We start from the raw sequence: 19,381 nt of genomic DNA on the forward strand, positions 1-19,381 counted from the left end.
CCTGGGGATGTTCAGAAGTTGTGCCAGTCGTGTCTGACCGCTCGGACGTCCTTGACCCGAAAGCACAAGACTTCACGCTCAAAAACCGGATAATGGCGGCCAATTTGTTTAGCTCGCTATTCTGGTAACCCGCATGGAAATCAAGGTCAATTTTCTCGACAACCTCCGACTCGAAGCCAAGTTCGATGACTTCACGGTGGTGGCCGATCAACCGATCCGTTACAAGGGCGATGGCTCTGCACCGGGTCCGTTCGACTATTTCCTGGCGTCGTCGGCCTTGTGCGCGGCTTACTTCGTAAAGTTGTACTGCAGCACCCGCAATATCCCGACCGAAAACATTCGTCTGTCGCAGAACAACATTGTCGATCCGGAAAACCGCTACAACCAGATCTTCAAGATCCAGGTCGAGCTGCCGGCGGACATCTCCGAGAAGGATCGCCAGGGCATCCTGCGCTCGATCGACCGTTGCACGGTTAAAAAGGTTGTGCAGGCCGGGCCAGAGTTTGTGATCGAGGAAGTCGAGAACCTCGACGCCGATGCCCAGGCCTTGTTGATGCCGGTTGCAACGTCCGGCGCGGGCACCCGCATTGCCGGCAAGGACCTGCCGCTGGAGCAAACCATCGCCAATATGTCGGGGATTCTGGCCGACCTGGGCATGAAGATCGAAATTGCTTCGTGGCGCAACATCGTGCCCAACGTCTGGTCGCTGCACATCCGCGATGCGCAGTCGCCGATGTGCTTCACCAACGGCAAGGGCGCGACCAAAGAAAGCGCGCTGGCCTCGGCGCTGGGCGAGTTCATCGAGCGGCTGAATTGCAACTTCTTCTACAACGATCAGTTCTGGGGCGAAGAGATCGCCAATGCCGAGTTCGTGCATTACCCGGACGAGCGCTGGTTCAAGCCTGGCGCCAAAGATGAGTTGCCTGCGGAAATCCTCGACGAATACTGCCTGGGCATCTACAACCGTGACGGCGAACTGCGCGGCTCGCACCTGTACGACACCAACTCCGGCAACACCCAGCGCGGCATCTGCTCGCTGCCGTTCGTGCGCCAGTCGGACAACGAGGTCGTGTATTTCCCGTCCAACCTGATCGAAAACCTGTTTCTCAGCAACGGCATGAGCGCCGGCAACACCCTGGCCGAAGCGCAAGTGCAGTGCCTGTCGGAAATCTTCGAGCGGGCGGTCAAGCGCGAAATCCTCGAAGGGGAAATGGCCCTGCCGGATGTACCGCAAGAGGTACTGGCGAAATACCCGGGCATCCTCGCCGGGATCAAGGCGCTGGAAGAGCAGGGCTTCCCGGTGCTGGTCAAGGACGCGTCGCTGGGTGGTGAATTCCCGGTGATGTGCGTGACGCTGATGAACCCGCGCACCGGCGGCGTGTTCGCCTCGTTCGGCGCGCACCCGAGCTTCGAAGTGGCGCTGGAACGCAGCCTCACCGAATTGCTGCAGGGCCGCAGCTTTGAAGGCCTCAACGATCTGCCGCAGCCGACCTTCTCGGGCCAGGCCGTGACCGAACCGAACAACTTCGTCGAGCACTTCATCGATTCCAGCGGCGTGGTGTCGTGGCGTTTCTTCAGCGCCAAGGCCGATTTCGAATTCGTCGAGTGGGACTTCTCCGGCAATGGCGAAAACTCCAACGCCGAAGAGGCCGCGACGCTGTTCGGCATCCTTGAAGACATGGGCAAGGAAGTCTACATGGCGGTCTACGAGCACATCGGCGCCAAGGCTTGCCGCATTCTGGTGCCGGACTACTCGGAGATCTATCCGGTAGAGGACCTGATCTGGGACAACACCAACAAAGCGCTGCAATTCCGTGCCGACATCCTCAACCTGCACAACTTGAGCAAGGTCGGCCTGCGCAATCTCGTCAAAGGCCTGGAACACAGCGAGCTGGACGATTACACCGACATCACCACGCTGATCGGCATCGAGTTCGACGACAACACGCCATGGGGCAAGTTGACCATTCTCGAACTGCGCCTGCTGATCTACCTCGCCTTGCAGAAGTACGAGCAGGCCAAGGATCTGGTCGAAGCCTTCCTGCAATACAACGACAACACCGTCGAGCGCGGCTTGTTCTATCAAGCGGTCAACGTCGTGCTGGAAATGGAGCTGGACGAGGATCTGGAGCTGGAAGACTACGAAGCCAACTTCCGCCGCATGTTCGGCGACGAGCGCATGGATGCGGCGATCGGCTCGGTCAATGGCAGCGTGCGCTTCTACGGCCTGACGCCGACCAGCATGAAGCTGGAAGGGCTGGATCGGCACCTGCGCCTGATCGAGAGCTACAAGAAATTGCACGCGGCGCGCGTCAACTGATGACTTTGATCGGTTGAACGGCCTTTTTTCGTCTGTTGCTCGCACGAAAACAAACGCCCCAACCAAGTCGGGGCGTTTGTTGCACTGGCCTTCAGTGCGTTTTCACACAGTCTGTCCGGGTGCTTTTTTTGTGGTCGCTAAACGTCGGTATCAGAGCGCGGCTTTCACCTGCAATCCAAACACCAGTGCATTGTCGATGTCCTGTCCGGAAAACGCGCCCGGCTCGATGATGTACTGCACATTCGGGCGCAGCGTCAGCCATGGAGTGGCTTGATAGCCGTAACCGAGTTCGATCAATTGCTCGGCACTGTCGAGATTGGGGAACGCAGCGCCATTGGCGATTGCGGCGTCCTGCTGCACATCGCGGCTGCGCGGATTCGGCACTGCGCGGCCATAGCCCAGGGCCACGGTGTCACGCGGGCGGCCTTCGAACGGTTTGTACAGAACCAGCCCGGTGCCGTACCACTTGCTGAATGGCGACGCGGCTTCGCTGGCCGCCGAGTATTGGCCGAAAGCGTGCAGGCTGCGGCCTTCGGAGGCGTCCGAGGCCCAGACGGCCTGGTCGATCAGGACGTAATGGCCGCCGCGTCCGGACACTTCCTTTTCACTGCCGATGCGTTTGACGTCGGAGCTGTCGTAGTAATAACCGACCTTGTACTCGCCCGGCAGTTTGCCCGCCTGCTTGTAGACCAGTTCGATCGGCACCACGGTGCCGGTGGTGTGTTTCGGGCCCAGGTGCCAGGCACGGCTGGAATTGCCGTTGCTTTGCGGGTCGACATTGAACGCGGCCACGCGCAGTTGCCAGGCCGGGGAGAGGTCGTATTTCACCCGAACACCCAGGTGGGCGTTGGGGTAGTTGGTCCAGCCGCTGCCGCCGGACATGTTCAGCGGATGGCCGCAGAAACCGGCGTTCATGAAGTTGCAGAGAATGCCACTGTCGAGACCGCCGAGGTCGTTGCCCATGGCCATGTAGCCGAGTTTGACGTTCAGCGCCGGGGTAAACAGGCTGCGTTCGTAACTGAGTTCGGTCAGGCGCGTGTAGAGGCCACCGTAGTTTTCCTGGATGGGCAGACGGTTGCCGACCAGATCTTCGGAGGCACTGTTGCCGCGTCGGTCGTTGATGCTCAGCTGGATCTTGCCGGCGTTTTCGACGCCGTACAGTTTGCTCAGGTCGAACTGCGCGCCGAGCTTGATGTTTTGCGAGTAGCGCGCCGAGCGATGCAGGCCACCGTCGGCGTTGTAGGCGGTTTCGCCGGTGTAGTCGCCGGTGAACTTGATGCCGTCTTCGTCGAACTGGTGGCGCAGTCCGCCCCAGTCGCCGGTCAGGGTATTGCGGGTAAAAACGCTCGAATCGGTATCGGCGAAAGCGGGCAGGGCAGCGCCGCAGGTGAGACCGAACAGCATGCCGGTGAATACGCCGGCGTGAGAAAAGCGAACAGCCAATGACATTGCGCAAATCCAGAGCGAAGGACATAAAACGACGCGGCACCCGAAGGCGCCGCGCACAAGTGAAATAAAGGAGGGCGCTGCGGTTTACGGCAGCGCGTACGCCATCACGTAGTCGCCACGATCGGTCGACTGACGGGCGCCACCCGCGGTGATGACCACGTACTGCTTGCCGGTTTTCGGCGACACATACGTCATCGGGCCGCCCTGGCTGCCGACCGGCAGACGAGCTTTCCAGATTTCTTCACCGTTGCCGCTGTTGTAGGCGCGCAGGTAGAAGTCCTGGGTGCCGGCAATGAAGATCAGGCCACCTTGAGTCGACAGGGTGCCGCCGAGGGTTGGCAGACCGATCTTGATCGGCAGGTGCATGCGAATACCCAGTGGACCGGTGTCTTCAACGGTGCCGACCGGCACTTGCCAGGCGACTTTCTGGGTCTTCATGTCGATCGCGGTCAGGGTGCCGAACGGCGGTGCCTGGCAGGGAATGCCGGCGACCGACAGGAAGCGGTTCTTGTTGACCGCGTACGGCGTACCTTTCAGCGGCACAGCGCCCATGCCCGTGTTCAGCGCTTCGCCACCGGAAGTTGCCTGGCCCTTGTTCTGCGACGGGATCATCTGAATCCACAGCCCCAGGCGCATGTCGTTGACGAAGATGAAGCCGTGCACCGGGTCAGTCGAGATGCTGCCCCAGTTCATGCCGCCCAGCGAGCCCGGGAAGCTCAGGGATTTGTCAGTGCCTGGCGCGGTGTACAGACCGTCGTAGCGCATCGACTTGAAATCGATCCGGCACAGCAACTGGTCGTACGGGGTTGCGCCCCACATGTCCGACTCGGTCAGGTGCTGGGCACCGATCTGCGGCATGCCTACCGATTTCGGCTGGGTTGGCGAGTAGGGTTCGTTTGGAATGTTCGACGCCTTGACCGGTACTTCTTTAACGTCGGTCAGCGGTTTGCCGGTGGCACGGTCGAGCACGTAAATCTGTCCGGCCTTGGTGCCGATCACCACCGCGGGCACGGTTTTGCCGTCCTTGGTGAAGTCGATCAGGCTTGGCTGCATCGGCAGGTCGAAGTCCCAGAGATCGTTGTGCACGGTCTGGTAGACCCACTTTTCTTCGCCGCTGTTGGCGTCCAGCGCCAGGATCGAGGCGCCGTAGGTGTGATCCAGTTTGCTGCGCTCGACCCCATAGATGTCGGTGGACGAACTGCCCATTGGCAGGAAGATTGTGTTGGTTGCCGGGTCATAGGACATCGGCGCCCAGCTGTTCGGCGTGCTGCGAACATAGGTTTTGCCATCGGCCGGTGCCTTTTTATCCTGCGGATTGCCCGGGTCGAACGCCCAGCGCATGGCACCGGTCATCACGTCGAAACCACGGATCACGCCGCCCGGCATGTCGGTCTGCACGTTGTCGGCCACACGACCGCCAACCACCACGGTGGTGCCGGCCATCAGCGGCGCGGATGACAATTGATAGTAGCTGTCGGGCACATCGCCCAGACCGGCCTTCAGATCAACCTGGCCGTTGTTGCCGAAACCCTGGCAGAACTCGCCGGTGTCGGCATCGACTGCGATCAGGCGGGCGTCGATGGTGTTGGTCAGCAAACGACGGGTGCAGTTGGCAGCAGAAGCGGCCGGGGGCTCGGTGACAGGCGAACCGGCCGGTTTGGCGACGGCTGCGCTGGCATCGAAGTAGGCCATGCCACGGCAACGCTGCCAGACTTTGGACTGAGCGTTGATCGCGTTTTTCCAGAGTTCTTTACCGGTGTCGGCATCCAGCGCGATCAAGTTGTTGTGCGGGGTGCAGATGAAGACTTTGTTGCCGATCTGCAGTGGAGTCAGCTGGTCTTCGGCCCCGTTGCCGTCGCTTTCGGCGATGTCGCCGGTGTGGTAGGTCCACGCGACTTTCAATTTGTCGACGTTGCTGCGATTGATCTGGTCCAGCGCAGCGAAGCGACTGCCGCCCTCGGTATTACCGTAGTGCGCCCAGTCTTTCTGCGCCTTTTCCGGCTCCACTGGCGTCAGGCCCGGGCCAGTACCGGTAGGCGCGACGGTCGGGTGCGTAACGAACATGTTGCCCGCGGCCACCGCCAGTCCAACCGCCAGAACAGCCGCAACACCGTAAGCACCGCGACCCGCGACGCCGCCATCGGCGCGTTTGAGCATCGGGTAGACCAGCGCGACCACCAGGCCCACGGCGCTGAACATGAACAGACGCGAGAACACCGGCCAGAACACCAGCCCTGCATCGATCACTGCCCAGATCGCCGTCCCCAGCAGGAACGCCGCAAACAGCCAGGCGCCGGCAGGCTTGCGGCGGGCGATCAGCAGACCGGAAACGGCCATCGCCAGACCGCCGACCAGGAAGTACCAAGAGCCTCCCAGGCTGACCAATTTCACACCGCCAGCGGCCAGTGCCAGGCCGAGCAGGGCGATGATCACGCCCAGCCCGACCAGAATGAATGTTGATATGCCCGAGAGGCGTTGACTCTGCTTCACGTTGAATGTCCCGTTGAAATGAGGGGGCATTATATAGTTAGGTAACTACCTAGTTAAATCACTAATTCAGAATGAAGTGTAGTTTGCTGCTCAATGGCGTGCTCTAGCACCGAAAGCGCAGCCAGCGGGCTCCACGCCAATGTCCAAGGGGCGGTAAAAATTCGCCTTTGTGTCAGCAGAAATGGAATTTGTGACAGCTACAGATAACTGCTGATGCCCGGAGCAACCTCAAGCAGGATTGCAATCAGCCCATGCGTCACTTGATGGAGGGGCTCGACATCCACACGAACTTCGCCGTCCGCCGGACTGTCCAGTCCTTTACATGCACTGGGTGAAGGCGAAAACGACATGACAATGACTGTAGGCGATTTTCTGGTCGAGCGACTGAGCGAGTGGGGCGTGACGCGGTTTTTTGGGTATCCGGGCGACGGCATCAACGGCGTTTTCGGCGCACTGAGCCGGGCGCGGGGAAAGATCGAATTCATTCAAGCGCGGCACGAAGAGATGGCCGCGTTCATGGCCTCGGCGCATGCCAAGTTCACCGGCGAGCTGGGGGTATGTATCGCCACGTCAGGCCCTGGTGCCTCACATCTGATCACGGGACTCTACGACGCGCGCATGGATCACGTACCCGTGCTGGCGATTGTGGGGCAACAGGCCCGCGCGGCACTCGGTGGTCACTATCAGCAGGAGCTCGACCTGCTGTCGATGTTCAAGGATGTCGCCGGTGCCTTCGTGCAACAGGCGTCAGCCCCGGCGCAGGTTCGCCACTTGATCGACAGGGCGGTACGCACGGCTGTCGGTGAGCGGCGCGTCACGGCAATCATCCTGCCCAACGATTTGCAGGACATCGAATATGAAGCTCCGGGACGAACCCATGGCACTGTGCATTCCGGGGTGGGCTATACCAAACCGAAAGTCGTGCCTTATGACGCGGATCTGCAACGTGCCGCCGAGGTTCTGAATGCAGGCGAAAAAGTGGCGATCCTGGTGGGGGCCGGTGCGTTGCAGGCAACCGACCAGGTCATCGCCGTGGCGGAAAAGCTTGGCGCCGGTGTCGCCAAGGCGCTTCTCGGTAAAGCGGTACTGCCGGACGAACTGCCCTGGGTCACGGGCAGCATCGGTTTGCTGGGCACCGAACCCAGCTACAAGCTGATGACCGAATGCGACACCTTGCTGATGATCGGCTCTGGGTTTCCGTATTCTGAATTTCTGCCAAAGGAAGGTCAGGCACGCGGGGTGCAGATCGATTTGCAACCCGACATGCTTAGTTTGCGCTACCCCATGGAGGTCAATCTGGTAGGTGACGCCGGAGAAACCCTCGCTGCACTGTTGCCATTGCTTGAGCACAAAACTTCACGCAAATGGCGCAAAAAGGTCGAGGGCTGGCGCGCTACCTGGGAGAAAACCCTGGAAAAACGCGCCATGGCCAAGGCCGATCCCGTCAATCCGCAACGGGTGGTGTTCGAACTGTCGCCACGTCTGCCGGAACTTTCGATCATCGCCAGCGATTCCGGCTCTTGCGCCAACTGGTACGCCCGCGATCTGAAAGTGCGGCGCGGCATGAAGTGTTCCCTGTCTGGCGGCCTGGCCTCGATGGGCGCCGCTGTGCCTTATGCGATTGCGGCCAAATTCGCGTTCCCGGAGCGTCCCGTGATCGCGCTGGTGGGCGATGGCGCGATGCAGATGAGCAATATGGCGGAGTTGATCACCGTGGCCAAATATTGGCGGCAGTGGGCAAGCCCCAAATGGATCTGCGCCGTCTTCAACAATGAAGACCTCAATCAGGTGACTTGGGAGCAACGGGTCATGGAGGGGGATCCGAAGTTCGAAGCGTCGCAGAGCATTCCCGATGTTCCTTATCACCTGTTCGCCATCTCCATTGGGCTGAAAGGCATATTCGTCGACCGCGAAGACGACGTGGCCGCCGCGTGGGAGCAGGCGCTGGCTTCGGATGTCCCCGTGCTGATCGAGTTCAAGACCGACCCCAACGTTCCACCGCTTCCCCCGCACATCAAGCTCGAGCAAGCGAAGAAGTTCGCCACCACGTTGCTCAAGGGTGATCCGGACGAGGCGGGGATTGTCGTGCAAACCGCCAAACAGGTGTTAGGGGCTGTGCTTCCGCGCAAAAAATGAGTTCCGTCAGGAGCCGCCTCACCCGTCGTGGATTGAATACATCCAATGCGCGTGAGGTCTGCAATAATGAGCACCATTGCGGCACGAGGTCATGTCGAGTGCTCGTGTCGGTATCCGGCAGTTTGATTTGGAGGATTCCATGCGTGACATTATTGATGGCTTTCTGCGTTTTCAGCGCGAGGTGTATCCACAGCGCGTCGAGCTTTTCAAGCAGCTCGCGACAGAACAGAACCCCAAGGCGCTGTTCGTCACGTGCTCGGACAGTCGTGTAGTGCCTGAACTCCTCACACAGCGCGAACCGGGCGAGCTATTCGTGATCCGCAACGCCGGCAACATCGTGCCGTCGTACGGACCTGAACCGGGTGGGGTTTCGGCCACTGTCGAATATGCGGTTGCCGTGCTCGGCGTAAAGGACATCGTGATTTGCGGCCATTCGGATTGTGGGGCGATGGGCGCGATTTCACGCTGCACCTGTCTGGATCATCTTCCGGCCGTTGCCAACTGGCTTCGTCACTCGGATGCGGCGAAAGCGATTAACGCCGCGCATGAATTCGATACGCCACGTGACAAGCTCGATGGCCTCGTTCGCGAAAACGTGATTGCACAATTGGCGAACCTGCGCACTCATCCATCGGTGGCGCTCGCGCTCGAGCAGGGGAGTTTGAATCTGCATGGCTGGGTCTATGACATCGAGGCAGGTTGCATCGATGCGCTGGATGGCGCCACTCGGCGTTTCGTCAAACTTTCCGATTCACCGACCACCGTTGCCGTTGCTGCGCGCAACGTTGATCACGTGTAACAGCGACGGACGAGCCAGGACGGAGATGTCTTCGTCCTGGTCAAGCAGTACCAGGCCCGAGATAAAGGAACTGCCGGCGAACGGAGTCATCGGCAGCGTCGAGCAGTAAACTGCTTGGGCGGATTTTCCTCACGAGACGGATTTTTTACCCCGACGCGACAACCACTTGACGCATTTTTTAGCCATATCGGCATTGCCTCACCTAACCCGTGATTGAACCAGCGGGCTTGTCATCTTTATCTGAGGCTATTGACTCCACTCGTCAGCGCGATGCCGTTGCCCACCTTGACAGTTCAGTTGTCTGGCGAAATACTCGCCCCAAGATTCATATAGATGACTAGATAACAAGGTGAATAAAGTCGATGAATTCTCTTTCCAGTGATGCTCGCCTGCCGCTTTACCAACGCCTGCGTGACCACTTGGCTGAACAGATCGCTAACAACCGCTGGCGTCCAGGCGAGGCTATTCCCACTGAGGCCGCACTGTCAGCGGAATACCAGTTGTCTACTGGCACCGTGCGCAAAGCGGTCGATTCGTTGGTCAGCGAGGGAATTCTTGAGCGGCAACAAGGCCGAGGCACTTTCGTTCGCCGACCCCAGTTTCAATCGTCGTTGTTTCGATTCTTTCGTTTTCAAACCGCTGCCGGCGAACGCCAGGTACCGGAGAGTCGCATTCTGTCCATCGAAGCAGTAGCCGCGCCTTCAGCTGTAGCCCAAGCGTTAGGGTTACCGGTCGAAGCGCCGGTTATCCGCATTGTCCGTGTTCGATTGCTCGAAGTTCAGCCCGTGCTTGCCGAAGAGATCTGGCTGCCGCGCAACCGCTTTCAAGCACTGCTGGAAGTTGACCTCAGCCGGAAAGGCCCACTGCTATATCCGATCTACGAAGAAATCTGCGGTCAGGTCGTCGCCTACGCCGAAGAGACACTCACGGCTGAATCGGTGAGTGAGGTGCATGCTCGACTGCTGCAGGTACCGGTCAGCAGCCCAGTGGTAGTGATCGAGCGATTGGCTCGTGATTACGCCGGCACACCACTGGAGTGGCGTCGTTCCCGTGGGCATGCGGAGCACTTCCGATACAGCGTGGATATCCGCTAGCACCTACCTGTGTAGTGAATCGTTGAGCGGCGAGTAAGTCGCCGCTGGTTTCCTGTTTATTGCCAAAAATGGCCCTGTAGCGGAGCGGTTCGCTTTCGGCTGCCTTAAGTTCCACTTATAAGGATAAGAATCATGTTCAGCTGGTATCGCCAAATCACTCCTCGGGAGCGCAAAACGTTTTGGGCCTGCTTCGGCGGATGGTCGCTCGACGCACTGGAAGTACAAATGTTTGGCTTGGCGATTCCGGCGCTGATCGCCGCATTCGCCCTGACAAAGGGTGACGCGGGACTAATCAGTGGCGTTACGCTGGTTACTTCGGCCATCGGCGGATGGGTAGGGGGGACATTGTCCGACCGCTACGGCCGGGTACGCACGCTGCAATGGATGATCTTGTGGTTCTCGTTCTTCACCTTTCTGTCGGCGTTCGTCACTGGTTTCCATCAGTTGCTGATCGTCAAAGCACTTCAAGGCTTCGGCATTGGCGGTGAGTGGGCGGCCGGCGCGGTGCTGATGGCCGAGACCATCAACCCTGGACTTCGTGGCAAGGTAATGGGTACGGTGCAAAGCGCCTGGGCTGTGGGTTGGGGCCTGGCGGTCGGTGTGTTTGCGTTGATTTATTCGTTCGTGCCGCAGGATATGGCCTGGCGTGTGATGTTTATCGTTGGCTTGCTGCCGTCGTTCCTGATTATCTGGGTACGGCGCAATGTTGAGGAGCCTGATAGTTTCCAGCGCCTGCAAAAAGAAAAAGCCATCCCGCAAAGTTTCTTCAAATCCCTGGCAGGTATCTTCCGTCCTGAACTGATTCGCGTGACGCTATTCGGTGGTCTGTTGGGCTTGGGCGCGCACGGTGGTTACCACGCAGTGATGACCTGGCTGCCGACGTTCCTCAAGAGCGAGCGTAACCTCTCGGTGCTGAACTCTGGTGGTTACCTCGCAGTGATCATCTTCGCCTTTTGGTGCGGATGCGTGGTCAGTGGATTTTTGATCGACCGCATTGGCCGTCGTAAAAACATCGTGCTGTTCGCGTTGTGCTGTGTCGTCACTGTGCAGTGTTACGTGTTCCTGCCACTGACCAATACCCAGATGCTGTTCCTGGGGTTCCCGCTCGGCTTTTTTGCGGCCGGTATTCCCGCAAGCCTTGGCGCGTTATTCAACGAGCTATACCCGGCAGACGTGCGCGGTGCCGGTGTGGGCTTCTGCTACAACTTTGGCCGAGTGCTGTCAGCGGTATTCCCGTTCCTGGTCGGCCACATGAGCGACTCCATGTCCCTTGGCTCTGCGATTGGTATCGACGCCGGGATTGCCTATGGCGTGGCGGTGATCGCGGCACTTTGTCTGCCGGAAACCCGTGGACGCAGCCTCGAAGCTTCAAATACATCGGTGGCAGTAGCGATCAACGGCAACGAGAGTGCGCGGGCCTGATGCCCATTACCTTCTATTAGATGAATGCTATGACTGATACCTGCTCTACACCGATCACCGGCATCGACTCCCATGCTCATGTGTTTAGCCGTGATCTGAATTTGATCGGTGAACGGCGCTACACCCCTGATTACAACGCCACGCTTGAGCAGTATCTGACGCACTTGCACGCTCATGGCCTAAGCCATGGCGTATTGGTGCAACCGAGCTTTCTCGGTACTGACAATAGCTACTTGCTGGCGGCGTTGAGGCAAGCGCCGGATCAGTTGCGAGGCGTGGTTGTGCTGGAGCCAGGCGTCAGTCGCGCCATGTTGAATGACATGGATCGCCTGGGCGCGGTCGGCGTTCGCTTGAACCTGATGGGCAAGGCGTTACCTGATTTTCGTAACAGTGCCTGGAGAGCGTTTTTCAGCCACATTGCTGATCTTGACTGGCATGTCGAATTGCATCGGGAGGTAAAGGATCTGCCTGGGCTGATTCATCAATTGGCCCCGTTCGGTTTGAAGTTGGTGATCGATCACTTTGGCCGGCCGGATGCCAATTCGGGCGTCGATCAGCCCGGTTTTTGCGAGTTACTGGAGTTGGGGTCAAAAGGTTCGATCTGGATGAAGGTATCGGGAATCTATCGTTTGGGAGGTACGCCGCAACAGAACATCAATTTCGCTCGAGTGGCATTACCGCTGCTGGAACAAAGTTTTGGCGTTCGCCAGTTGGTGTGGGGTAGCGACTGGCCGCATACGCAGCATGAGCAAAGCATCGGTTTTCGCACCGTAGTCGATCAGTTAAAAGCCCTGGAGTGTTCGCCGCAGGTTAGCTATTCGCTTCTGGTGCAAGCCCCTCGAAGGTTGTTCGGTTTTGCGAAAGGCAAAAGCTGAAACTTGCGCCTGCATTCGCAAATGCCCATTCATCTCTCCCATTTAAATCAATACCTACAGAACGTTCGACGTGCGACGTTGCATTAAAACCTGCCGTGCCTCATCGGGACGTTTTGTGTAGCAGCTGATTCCAATTACAAAAGAGCAGATTCCATGAACATGTCATCCGAAATCGAAATTGAACCCACCCAAACGAAGCTTCGCTTATTACATGCACCGACAGGCGTTACGGTTTCAAACTTTTCTTTCAAATCCGAGTGCAGTTTTTGCGTCGGCCCAACCGAGATCCTTTCATGACCCCCTTAGATATAGACCTGTTACTGACCGCATTGGTGAGCGTCCTGGTGCTGGTGGGGCTCATCGTGTCACGTCTCAAAATGCACCCGCTCCTGGCCTTGCTGGTGGTTTCCGTGGGCGTCGGCTTTGCAACCGGAATGGAGCCGGAATCCATCGTCTCCCACGTGATCACCGGCGCCGGAAAGACACTGGGTGCAGTAGGGGTGGTCATCGCGCTTGGAGCGATGCTGGGCAAAATTCTTGCTGACGCAGGTGTCACAGAGCAGATCGCCGAGGTCATCCTCAAGCGGACATCGGATCGGATGATCCCTTGGGCCATGATGATGGTTGCATTTGTAATTGGTATTCCCATGTTTTTCGAGGTAGGCCTGGTGATCATGCTGCCGCTGATATTCAGCGTGGCGCGAAAACTGGAAAGCCAGGCTCGCTTCAAAGGTTCAGCGTATGTGTATGTGGGTGTTCCGGTGATTGCGGCACTTGCAGCCATGCACGGGATGGTACCGCCGCACCCTGGCCCCTTGACGGCCATCGCCGCGCTCAAAACCTCGGTTGGGCCCACAATGCTCTATGGCTTCCTTGCCGCAATTCCTGCAATGATTTTGGGCGGCCCGCTTTATGGCGCATTCATTTCGCCGCGTATGAGCACCCGGCCGGATCAGGTTTTGCTGGATCAGTTCACCCTGGCTGAAAAAGCCGACGATCAACCAAGCACCAGCGTATGGCTTGGCGTGCTGGCAGCCTTGCTACCGGCGATCCTGATGCTGATTCATGCCGTCGCCGAGATGCTATTACCCAAGGGCAATGCAATCCTGAAGATGGCCAGTTTCTTGGGCAATCCCCTGATAGCCATGCTTCTGGGCGTTCTGTTCGCAGGGGCGAGTCTGGTACTCGCGCGAGGTGGCGATGCAGGGCAACTGCGCGAATCCCTGGGCAAGAGCCTCAAGCCCATCGCTTCAATCATCATGATCATCGCCGGCGGTGGTGCCTTTCAGGAACTGCTGACCAGCGCCAAGGTAGGCGATGCCATTGTGCACCTGACCCAGCAGTCTGCGTTCCCTCCGCTGATCCTGGGTTGGTTGATCGCCATGCTGCTCTCGGTATCTACCGGTTCAGCCACTGTAGGTATCGTTGGTGCTGCGGGTTTGCTGGCGCCGCTTGCAGGTGCTGATCCCAGCCTCAACCTGCCGCTGCTAGCCTTGTCCATAGGCTGTGGCTCGCTGTTCTTCAACTATGCGAACCATGCGGGCTTCTGGATGGTGAAGGAATCCTTTGGCATGACTATGGGCGAAGCCACCAAAACCATTTCGGTGGTTCAATCCATCGTAGCCGTGGTCGGTTTGATTGTGGTGTTGATGTTGAATGCGGCTGTCACGGTGACTTGAGTCAGGATCTGTTCGCAGATAGCAACCGTGCCCGAGCGAGTCAGTCGAGGGGTCAGGCACAGGCTCCTCTACCACAGGAGCAGACACTTGCTCTTCGGGCTCAGGCTTAACCAGCACTTGTGTACAGGAGATACAAAATGCACATCGATTGGATCAACTTCACACCCTGGACGTCATTAGGCGGCGGCGCCTTGATAGGGCTGGCGGCCAGCTTGTTCGTTCTCGCTAATGGTCGTATCGCGGGCATCAGCGGCTTGCTAGGTAGCGTGATGCAATTTGATAGTGAAGGCTGGAGCGAAAAGGCGTTGTTTCTTCTTGGTCTTTTACTTGCGCCCTTGTTGTGGGGAGCGTTGACCGTTTTGCCGGAAATAGAGATCAAGACAGAGTGGCCGGCCCTGATTATTGCGGGGCTGCTCGTCGGCGTGGGAACCCGTTACGGCTCGGGCTGTACGAGTGGTCACGGCGTGTGCGGGATCTCCCGGTTGTCTCCTCGCTCCATCGTGGCAACGGTGTGTTTTATGACCGCCGGCTTCGCAACGGTGTACGTCATTCGTCATGTTTTGGGAGCTTGAAGATGATCAAGTTGAGCGCATTTTTTGCAGGGTTGATCTTTGGCTTAGGTCTACTCCTGGCAGGCATGGCGAACCCTGCCAAGGTATTGGCTTTTCTTGATGTCGCCGGAGCTTGGGATCCGTCACTTGCTCTGGTGATGGGAGGGGCGATTGCAGTGGCGATTATTCCCCTGAATTGGGCGCGCAAGAACAAGCAATCCTTGCTGGGTGCCCGCATGCAGATACCCGTAAAGCGAGAGCTGGACTCCCGCTTGATTGGCGGCAGTCTAGTGTTCGGTGTTGGTTGGGGAATTGCGGGGATTTGTCCTGGGCCGGCTGTAGCTACTCTGCTGACGGGGCACTGGCAAATAATCATTTTCGTGTTGGCTATGTTGGCCGGTATGTATTTGTTCTCTGTATTGGAAAGCCGACGCGTGTGTTGATCAGGTGATAACCATGGACGTAAATGACGGAAACGCTGTCCGATACCTCCACCCTCCGAGTGTTCTATTGAGACGCCGCTCCCTGATATCAGAATCGCGTTGCAAGTCTGAGCATCAGCGCATGAGATCTGGAGTCGTCCCCCAATCCGTATGACCCTTGATAGGTCACGCCTGTCGTCAAGCCACCGGGCAGTGAGAAGTCAGCTCCCAGTGCGACGGTCATCAGGTTTTCGCTTTGCCCCTGGGTGGACACGCCATAGGTGGCGTCACTGATGTCGGCGTACCCCATGTGCGCCGTGCTGTCACCGCTGAAGGTGTGGCTGTATTCGAGGCGACCACGCAGCGTCACTTCCGTCGGCTTCAGCGACAGGCCATATTGCCCCCGCAAACCACCGGTTCCGGACAACACGCTCATGCGTTGTGCCGCGTATGCAAGGTCGAACGCGCCGCTGCCGGATTCGCGAAATCCATCGAGCTTCGTCGATGACACGTCGACACGGCCATAAGGTGCGATACGCCAGGTGTCTTCCCTGAATTCATAACCCGAGCTGAGCGAGCCGAAGATCTGATCGCCGTCACGCGAGCCCTTGGCGTATCCGCCGTTATCGGTCACATAGCGGCGACTGTCGAACGACAGGTTGCTATACCCAAGCAAGCCGTCGATGAACACGCGGCCAGGGTGGAAGCTGCCGTAGATCGCGCCGCTGAATGAATCGCCTTTGCTGTGGCTGCCTTCGGAGCCGATATCGCTGGAGTCCCGGCCGTACCCGAAACCGATGCCGGCGGTGAAGGCATCGAAGAAGCGATAGTCGACGCCGGCGCTCATACCGACCATGGTGCTGTCGAGCTTCACATCGTCTCGGCGGGTATCACTGACGTTGACGTAGCCACCACTCCAGAACGACAGGTTCTCATCTCCCAGCAATCCGCTGTTTGAGCCGGGGGCTGCGGACAATTGTGGGGAGGCTGTGCGATCGCTGCCACTGAGTGACGACAGTGCCTGGTACATCTCCGAGGCGCTGGTATTGCCGGTGCGTGACTGGCGTGATTGCGGCAAGCCGAGTTGCAGGTTGAAGCTGCTGCCACGACGGTTCTCTTTGTCGTGCAGTTGTTCGAGGCGGTCGTTGAAGTTGTCGATCTGTGCGCGGGCAAAACGTGCGGCACTTTGCGCTTGGGCGCCGAGCATGCCGATCACTTCCTGGTCTTTGCTCGGGTCGGAACGTCCGGCCACTTGCAGCGTCAGGGTGATGGGTTGCGACGCGCCCCAGCGATTGCTGAGGGTGTAACGGATGATCGCAGCGCCTGAAGCTTGTGCGGCAGCCACAAATGTCAGACTCGTCCCGCTGAGCGTCGTCTGTCCCATGGCTTTGGAAGGCGTGTCCACCAATGCCGCGCCGGTGAATGGCCCGCCGCTGATGCCATCCGCCAGGTTCACGGTGACTGCCTGCCCGGCGTACAAGGATGCGCTGCGGTCGGCGCCGCTTGGCAACGTGCCGCCGATGCTCAGGCTGTAAGCGACATTGAGCGTCGCACCGGTGGCGTCCGTGATTTGCACGGCAATGGTCGCCGAGCCTGCTTCCGAAGGTGTGCCGGAAATTGTCCCGGAGGAGGCATCGATGTTCAGGCCCGACGGCAGACCAGTGGCGCTGAAACGATAGGGGCTGCTGCCACCGCTTACGCTCAATGCTTGTGAGTAACGGGCACCGATTGTTGCCGCTGGCAGCGATCCGGCGGCGGGGGAAACGATCAGGGTAGGGGCTGAAATCGTCAGATTGACCGTCGCTGCCGGCGAGGTGCCTGAGGCATTACTGGCGGTGTAGGTGAAGCTGTCCGTCCCGGAGAACCCGGCCACTGGCGTATAGGTGATCGTCAGGCCTCGGGCCATCGCACTGCCGTGCATTGGTGCAGTGACAACCGCGACCGACGTGGCTGTTCCTCCCGCCAGAGACAGCGCAATACTGCCGCTGCTATTGGCAGCGATGGCGGCGGAAACCGGGTTGGCCACAGGCACTGGCCCACCCGCAATGCTCAGCGTGTAATTGGCATTGCCGACGGCGCCATGTTGATCCGTCACGCTGACAGAGAGGTTGTAGCTGCCAGGACTGGCGGGCGTACCACTCAGAACGCCACTGGCTGCATCGAGAGTCAGCCCTGCGGGAACTCCGGAGCTTGTATAGCTGTAAGGCGCCGAGCCCCCGGTCGAGCTGAATGATTGACTGTAGGCCGTTCCCGCCTGACCGGCAGGCAACGCACCGGCAGCCGGGGTCAACACCAGTGTCGGCGCCGTCACCGTTAGCGTGACCGTCGCGGGGGAGGAGGTGCCCGACAAGTTACTGGCGGTGTAGGTGAAGCTATCTGGGCCTGAGTAACCTGATGCCGGCGTATAGCTGATGGAGGTGCCGCTGGCGGTGGCAAGCCCGTGTAAAGGGGCGGATGCAACGGCAACCGACGTCGCAGTGCCGCCTGAGAGGGCCAAAGTGATCGGATTGCCGGAACTGTTGGAAGCCACGGTCGCGGAGACATTGCTCGCATCCGGCGCAGCGACGGCCCGAGTGACCGTGATGGTGTACAGGTGCGTGGTACTCCCGTCCTGGGCAGTACCCAATACGCTGATCGTGTTCGACCCCGTGTTCAGGCTGATTGCTGGCGATGTAGCACCCGAGCCCACACTCATTCCGTTGATCGTGATCGTAGCGTTACTGTCGGAGGCCGTCGGCGTGAAGGTGATTGAAGATACGTTGCTCGCGACCGCGACATTGTAGGTACTGGTGCCCGATGAAAATGAAGGCGACAAGGTACCGGCTGAAGGGATCAGGTTCGACAGGGTGGCATCGCTGGAAACCGCCGCACCACAGTTGATGGTCACCGTGCTCAGGTAGGTGCCGACCTTGGTGCTGATGAACAGCCCGTTGGTCAGATTTGCAGCCGAAGCACTGCCCGCATGACTACCTGCACTGCCGGTGTTGCTGCGGTAGTCGAAGTAGGGCGAGAACGTGGTCGGGTTGCGCAGGATCACGTTATCGGCGGACGACGGATTGCTGTTGCCGACGTTGCCGCCGTTGTCACTGAACGTGACCGAGACGCTCTCGCCGGCAGAAAAGGAACCAGCAGGAAAGGAGCGAGAAAAGCTACCCGAACCGCTCAAACCGTTGAGCGTCGTGCAGCTGGCCGATAACGCGTACGCCGAAGATGAAACAAACAGCAGGCTGCAAATGGCGAGTGCCATGAACACAAAAAATCTGGAAACCCTGAATGAAACGTACCGACCGTTCAGTACCGTTGTTTTGCAGACAAGCTTTTGCGTTGAATACATGCAGAGAAACCTGATTCAGAGGCGGAGCGCGCGCGATGCTGCCCATTCTGGCGACTCGTACGATATCGACTGCGCAGAATGAGTCTTTAAGCCGTAGTTAGAGGTGACTTGCGTGAATCTGAATGGCAGCGGGGAAGAGGTGAAAGCGCAGAGCGCCGCTCTAAAGGATGCTCCGGACATCACTATCGCCCAGAGCGGCGCCTTGTTTGACCGAATAGGTTTCTACCGAGGTATCAAAACATCTTCTTTAACATAATATACATTACACGTAACAAAATATTACAACGTGAAACCGCTTCGCTGATCAACCCGAATCCATTCTCGCCATTCAGCAATCTGGATGCTTTCCAGATTCCGCCCGGTACGTGGAACTGCAGTTGCTGTCCAGCCAGGACGTCACTACCCATCACCAATGTCTGTAGTGAACCGTCTGCATGAATCAGGCTGTATTCGATGGCGTCGCCCAGATGGAAATAATGCAGGATGTCGGAATGATTGAAATGAAACTGGCCCACCGGCGATTCCTCGGTCAGCAAGTAGTAAATCGACGTCATCAGATACCGCGGTCCGCCGATAGTTTCGAGCATGTCCCGGTGGTCGGCCTGATAGGTTCTGCGAAAAAAACCGCCTTCAACGTGCGGTTCCAGATCCAGAGCAGTGATCACGTCCTTGGCGGTCATATGACTTAGTTTCATAGGCTTTCCCAGTCATTTTCGATGTGCTTCGTGTATAGCTCAACTAAACATCTATTTACTTGAGCTAACTATAAGCGCTCCTGGAGCAGGAGGATTTGCTGTCACATCTGCCCTC

General features: G+C 58.5%; 13 protein-coding genes. 9 read left to right on the top strand and 4 right to left on the bottom strand.

The features are described 5' to 3' along the window. The first annotated feature begins 133 nt into the window (after positions 1-133). Positions 134-2,320: an OsmC domain/YcaO domain-containing protein gene (locus I5961_RS13920; protein ID WP_227235531.1), complete on the top strand. Its 2,187-nt coding sequence runs from the start codon at positions 134-136 to the stop codon at positions 2,318-2,320. A 150-nt stretch (positions 2,321-2,470) separates the two neighbouring features. On the opposite strand, the gene I5961_RS13925 is transcribed toward I5961_RS13920, so the two are convergent. Both I5961_RS13925 and I5961_RS13930 read right to left on the bottom strand, forming a co-directional pair. Next, positions 2,471-3,769, bottom strand: coding sequence for a carbohydrate porin (locus I5961_RS13925; RefSeq protein ID WP_227235532.1), 1,299 nt, complete (start codon positions 3,767-3,769; stop codon positions 2,471-2,473). A gap of 84 nt (positions 3,770-3,853) precedes the next feature. Further along, entirely contained in the window at positions 3,854-6,259 is a 2,406-nt protein-coding gene (locus I5961_RS13930; RefSeq protein WP_085702982.1) for a glucose/quinate/shikimate family membrane-bound PQQ-dependent dehydrogenase, read from the bottom strand. A gap of 348 nt (positions 6,260-6,607) precedes the next feature. Between I5961_RS13930 and I5961_RS13935 the strand changes: the two genes are divergently transcribed. From I5961_RS13935 to I5961_RS13970, 8 genes are all read left to right on the top strand, one after another. Next, positions 6,608-8,395 (top strand): thiamine pyrophosphate-requiring protein, encoded by a 1,788-nt coding sequence (locus I5961_RS13935; protein WP_227235533.1) that lies wholly within the window; start codon positions 6,608-6,610, stop codon positions 8,393-8,395. Positions 8,396-8,534: 139 nt separating this feature from the next. Next, positions 8,535-9,194, top strand: a complete 660-nt coding sequence (locus I5961_RS13940) for a carbonic anhydrase (RefSeq protein ID WP_085702980.1) — start codon at positions 8,535-8,537, stop codon at positions 9,192-9,194. Between the two features lie 362 nt (positions 9,195-9,556). Continuing rightward, positions 9,557-10,288 carry a GntR family transcriptional regulator gene (locus tag I5961_RS13945; protein ID WP_085696174.1) on the top strand — a complete coding sequence of 244 codons (732 nt, stop codon included), beginning with the start codon at positions 9,557-9,559 and terminating at the stop codon, positions 10,286-10,288. A gap of 132 nt (positions 10,289-10,420) precedes the next feature. Next, a complete protein-coding gene (locus I5961_RS13950; protein WP_085702129.1) occupies positions 10,421-11,710 on the top strand; it encodes an MFS transporter in 1,290 nt (429 codons plus the stop codon). A 29-nt stretch (positions 11,711-11,739) separates the two neighbouring features. After that, positions 11,740-12,585: an amidohydrolase family protein gene (locus tag I5961_RS13955; protein ID WP_227235534.1), complete on the top strand. Its 846-nt coding sequence runs from the start codon at positions 11,740-11,742 to the stop codon at positions 12,583-12,585. Between the two features lie 293 nt (positions 12,586-12,878). After that, positions 12,879-14,264, top strand: a complete 1,386-nt coding sequence (locus I5961_RS13960) for a GntP family permease (RefSeq protein ID WP_227235535.1) — start codon at positions 12,879-12,881, stop codon at positions 14,262-14,264. Between the two features lie 137 nt (positions 14,265-14,401). Then, on the top strand, positions 14,402-14,836 hold the full coding sequence (locus I5961_RS13965; RefSeq protein WP_085702126.1) for a YeeE/YedE family protein: 435 nt from the start codon (positions 14,402-14,404) through the stop codon (positions 14,834-14,836). 2 nt (positions 14,837-14,838) lie between these two features. After that, positions 14,839-15,258 carry a DUF6691 family protein gene (locus I5961_RS13970; RefSeq protein ID WP_227235536.1) on the top strand — a complete coding sequence of 140 codons (420 nt, stop codon included), beginning with the start codon at positions 14,839-14,841 and terminating at the stop codon, positions 15,256-15,258. An 88-nt stretch (positions 15,259-15,346) separates the two neighbouring features. Here I5961_RS13970 and I5961_RS13975 read toward each other — a convergent pair whose 3' ends face one another. Beyond that, complete coding sequence (locus I5961_RS13975; RefSeq protein ID WP_227235537.1) at positions 15,347-18,484, bottom strand: autotransporter domain-containing protein; 3,138 nt, start codon at positions 18,482-18,484, stop codon at positions 15,347-15,349. A gap of 320 nt (positions 18,485-18,804) precedes the next feature. Further along, a complete protein-coding gene (locus I5961_RS13980) occupies positions 18,805-19,251 on the bottom strand; it encodes a cupin domain-containing protein (RefSeq protein WP_227235538.1) in 447 nt (148 codons plus the stop codon). Between the last annotated feature and the right edge of the window lie 130 nt (positions 19,252-19,381).

The organism is Pseudomonas sp. IAC-BECa141 (genome assembly GCF_020544405.1).
In the GTDB taxonomy this organism is placed as follows: domain Bacteria; phylum Pseudomonadota; class Gammaproteobacteria; order Pseudomonadales; family Pseudomonadaceae; genus Aquipseudomonas.

Excerpts from the sequence above, each read along its gene's own strand:
- I5961_RS13920 (WP_227235531.1), top strand. The coding sequence starts at position 134 with ATGGAAATCAAGGTCAATTTTCTCGACAACCTCCGACTCGAAGCCAAG.
- I5961_RS13925 (WP_227235532.1), bottom strand. The coding sequence starts at position 3,769 with ATGTCATTGGCTGTTCGCTTTTCTCACGCCGGCGTATTCACCGGCATG.
- I5961_RS13935 (WP_227235533.1), top strand. The coding sequence starts at position 6,608 with ATGACAATGACTGTAGGCGATTTTCTGGTCGAGCGACTGAGCGAGTGG.
- I5961_RS13940 (WP_085702980.1), top strand. The coding sequence starts at position 8,535 with ATGCGTGACATTATTGATGGCTTTCTGCGTTTTCAGCGCGAGGTGTAT.
- I5961_RS13945 (WP_085696174.1), top strand. The coding sequence starts at position 9,557 with ATGAATTCTCTTTCCAGTGATGCTCGCCTGCCGCTTTACCAACGCCTG.
- I5961_RS13950 (WP_085702129.1), top strand. The coding sequence starts at position 10,421 with ATGTTCAGCTGGTATCGCCAAATCACTCCTCGGGAGCGCAAAACGTTT.
- I5961_RS13955 (WP_227235534.1), top strand. The coding sequence starts at position 11,740 with ATGACTGATACCTGCTCTACACCGATCACCGGCATCGACTCCCATGCT.
- I5961_RS13960 (WP_227235535.1), top strand. The coding sequence starts at position 12,879 with ATGACCCCCTTAGATATAGACCTGTTACTGACCGCATTGGTGAGCGTC.
- I5961_RS13965 (WP_085702126.1), top strand. The coding sequence starts at position 14,402 with ATGCACATCGATTGGATCAACTTCACACCCTGGACGTCATTAGGCGGC.
- I5961_RS13970 (WP_227235536.1), top strand. The coding sequence starts at position 14,839 with ATGATCAAGTTGAGCGCATTTTTTGCAGGGTTGATCTTTGGCTTAGGT.
- I5961_RS13975 (WP_227235537.1), bottom strand. The coding sequence starts at position 18,484 with ATGGCACTCGCCATTTGCAGCCTGCTGTTTGTTTCATCTTCGGCGTAC.
- I5961_RS13980 (WP_227235538.1), bottom strand. The coding sequence starts at position 19,251 with ATGACCGCCAAGGACGTGATCACTGCTCTGGATCTGGAACCGCACGTT.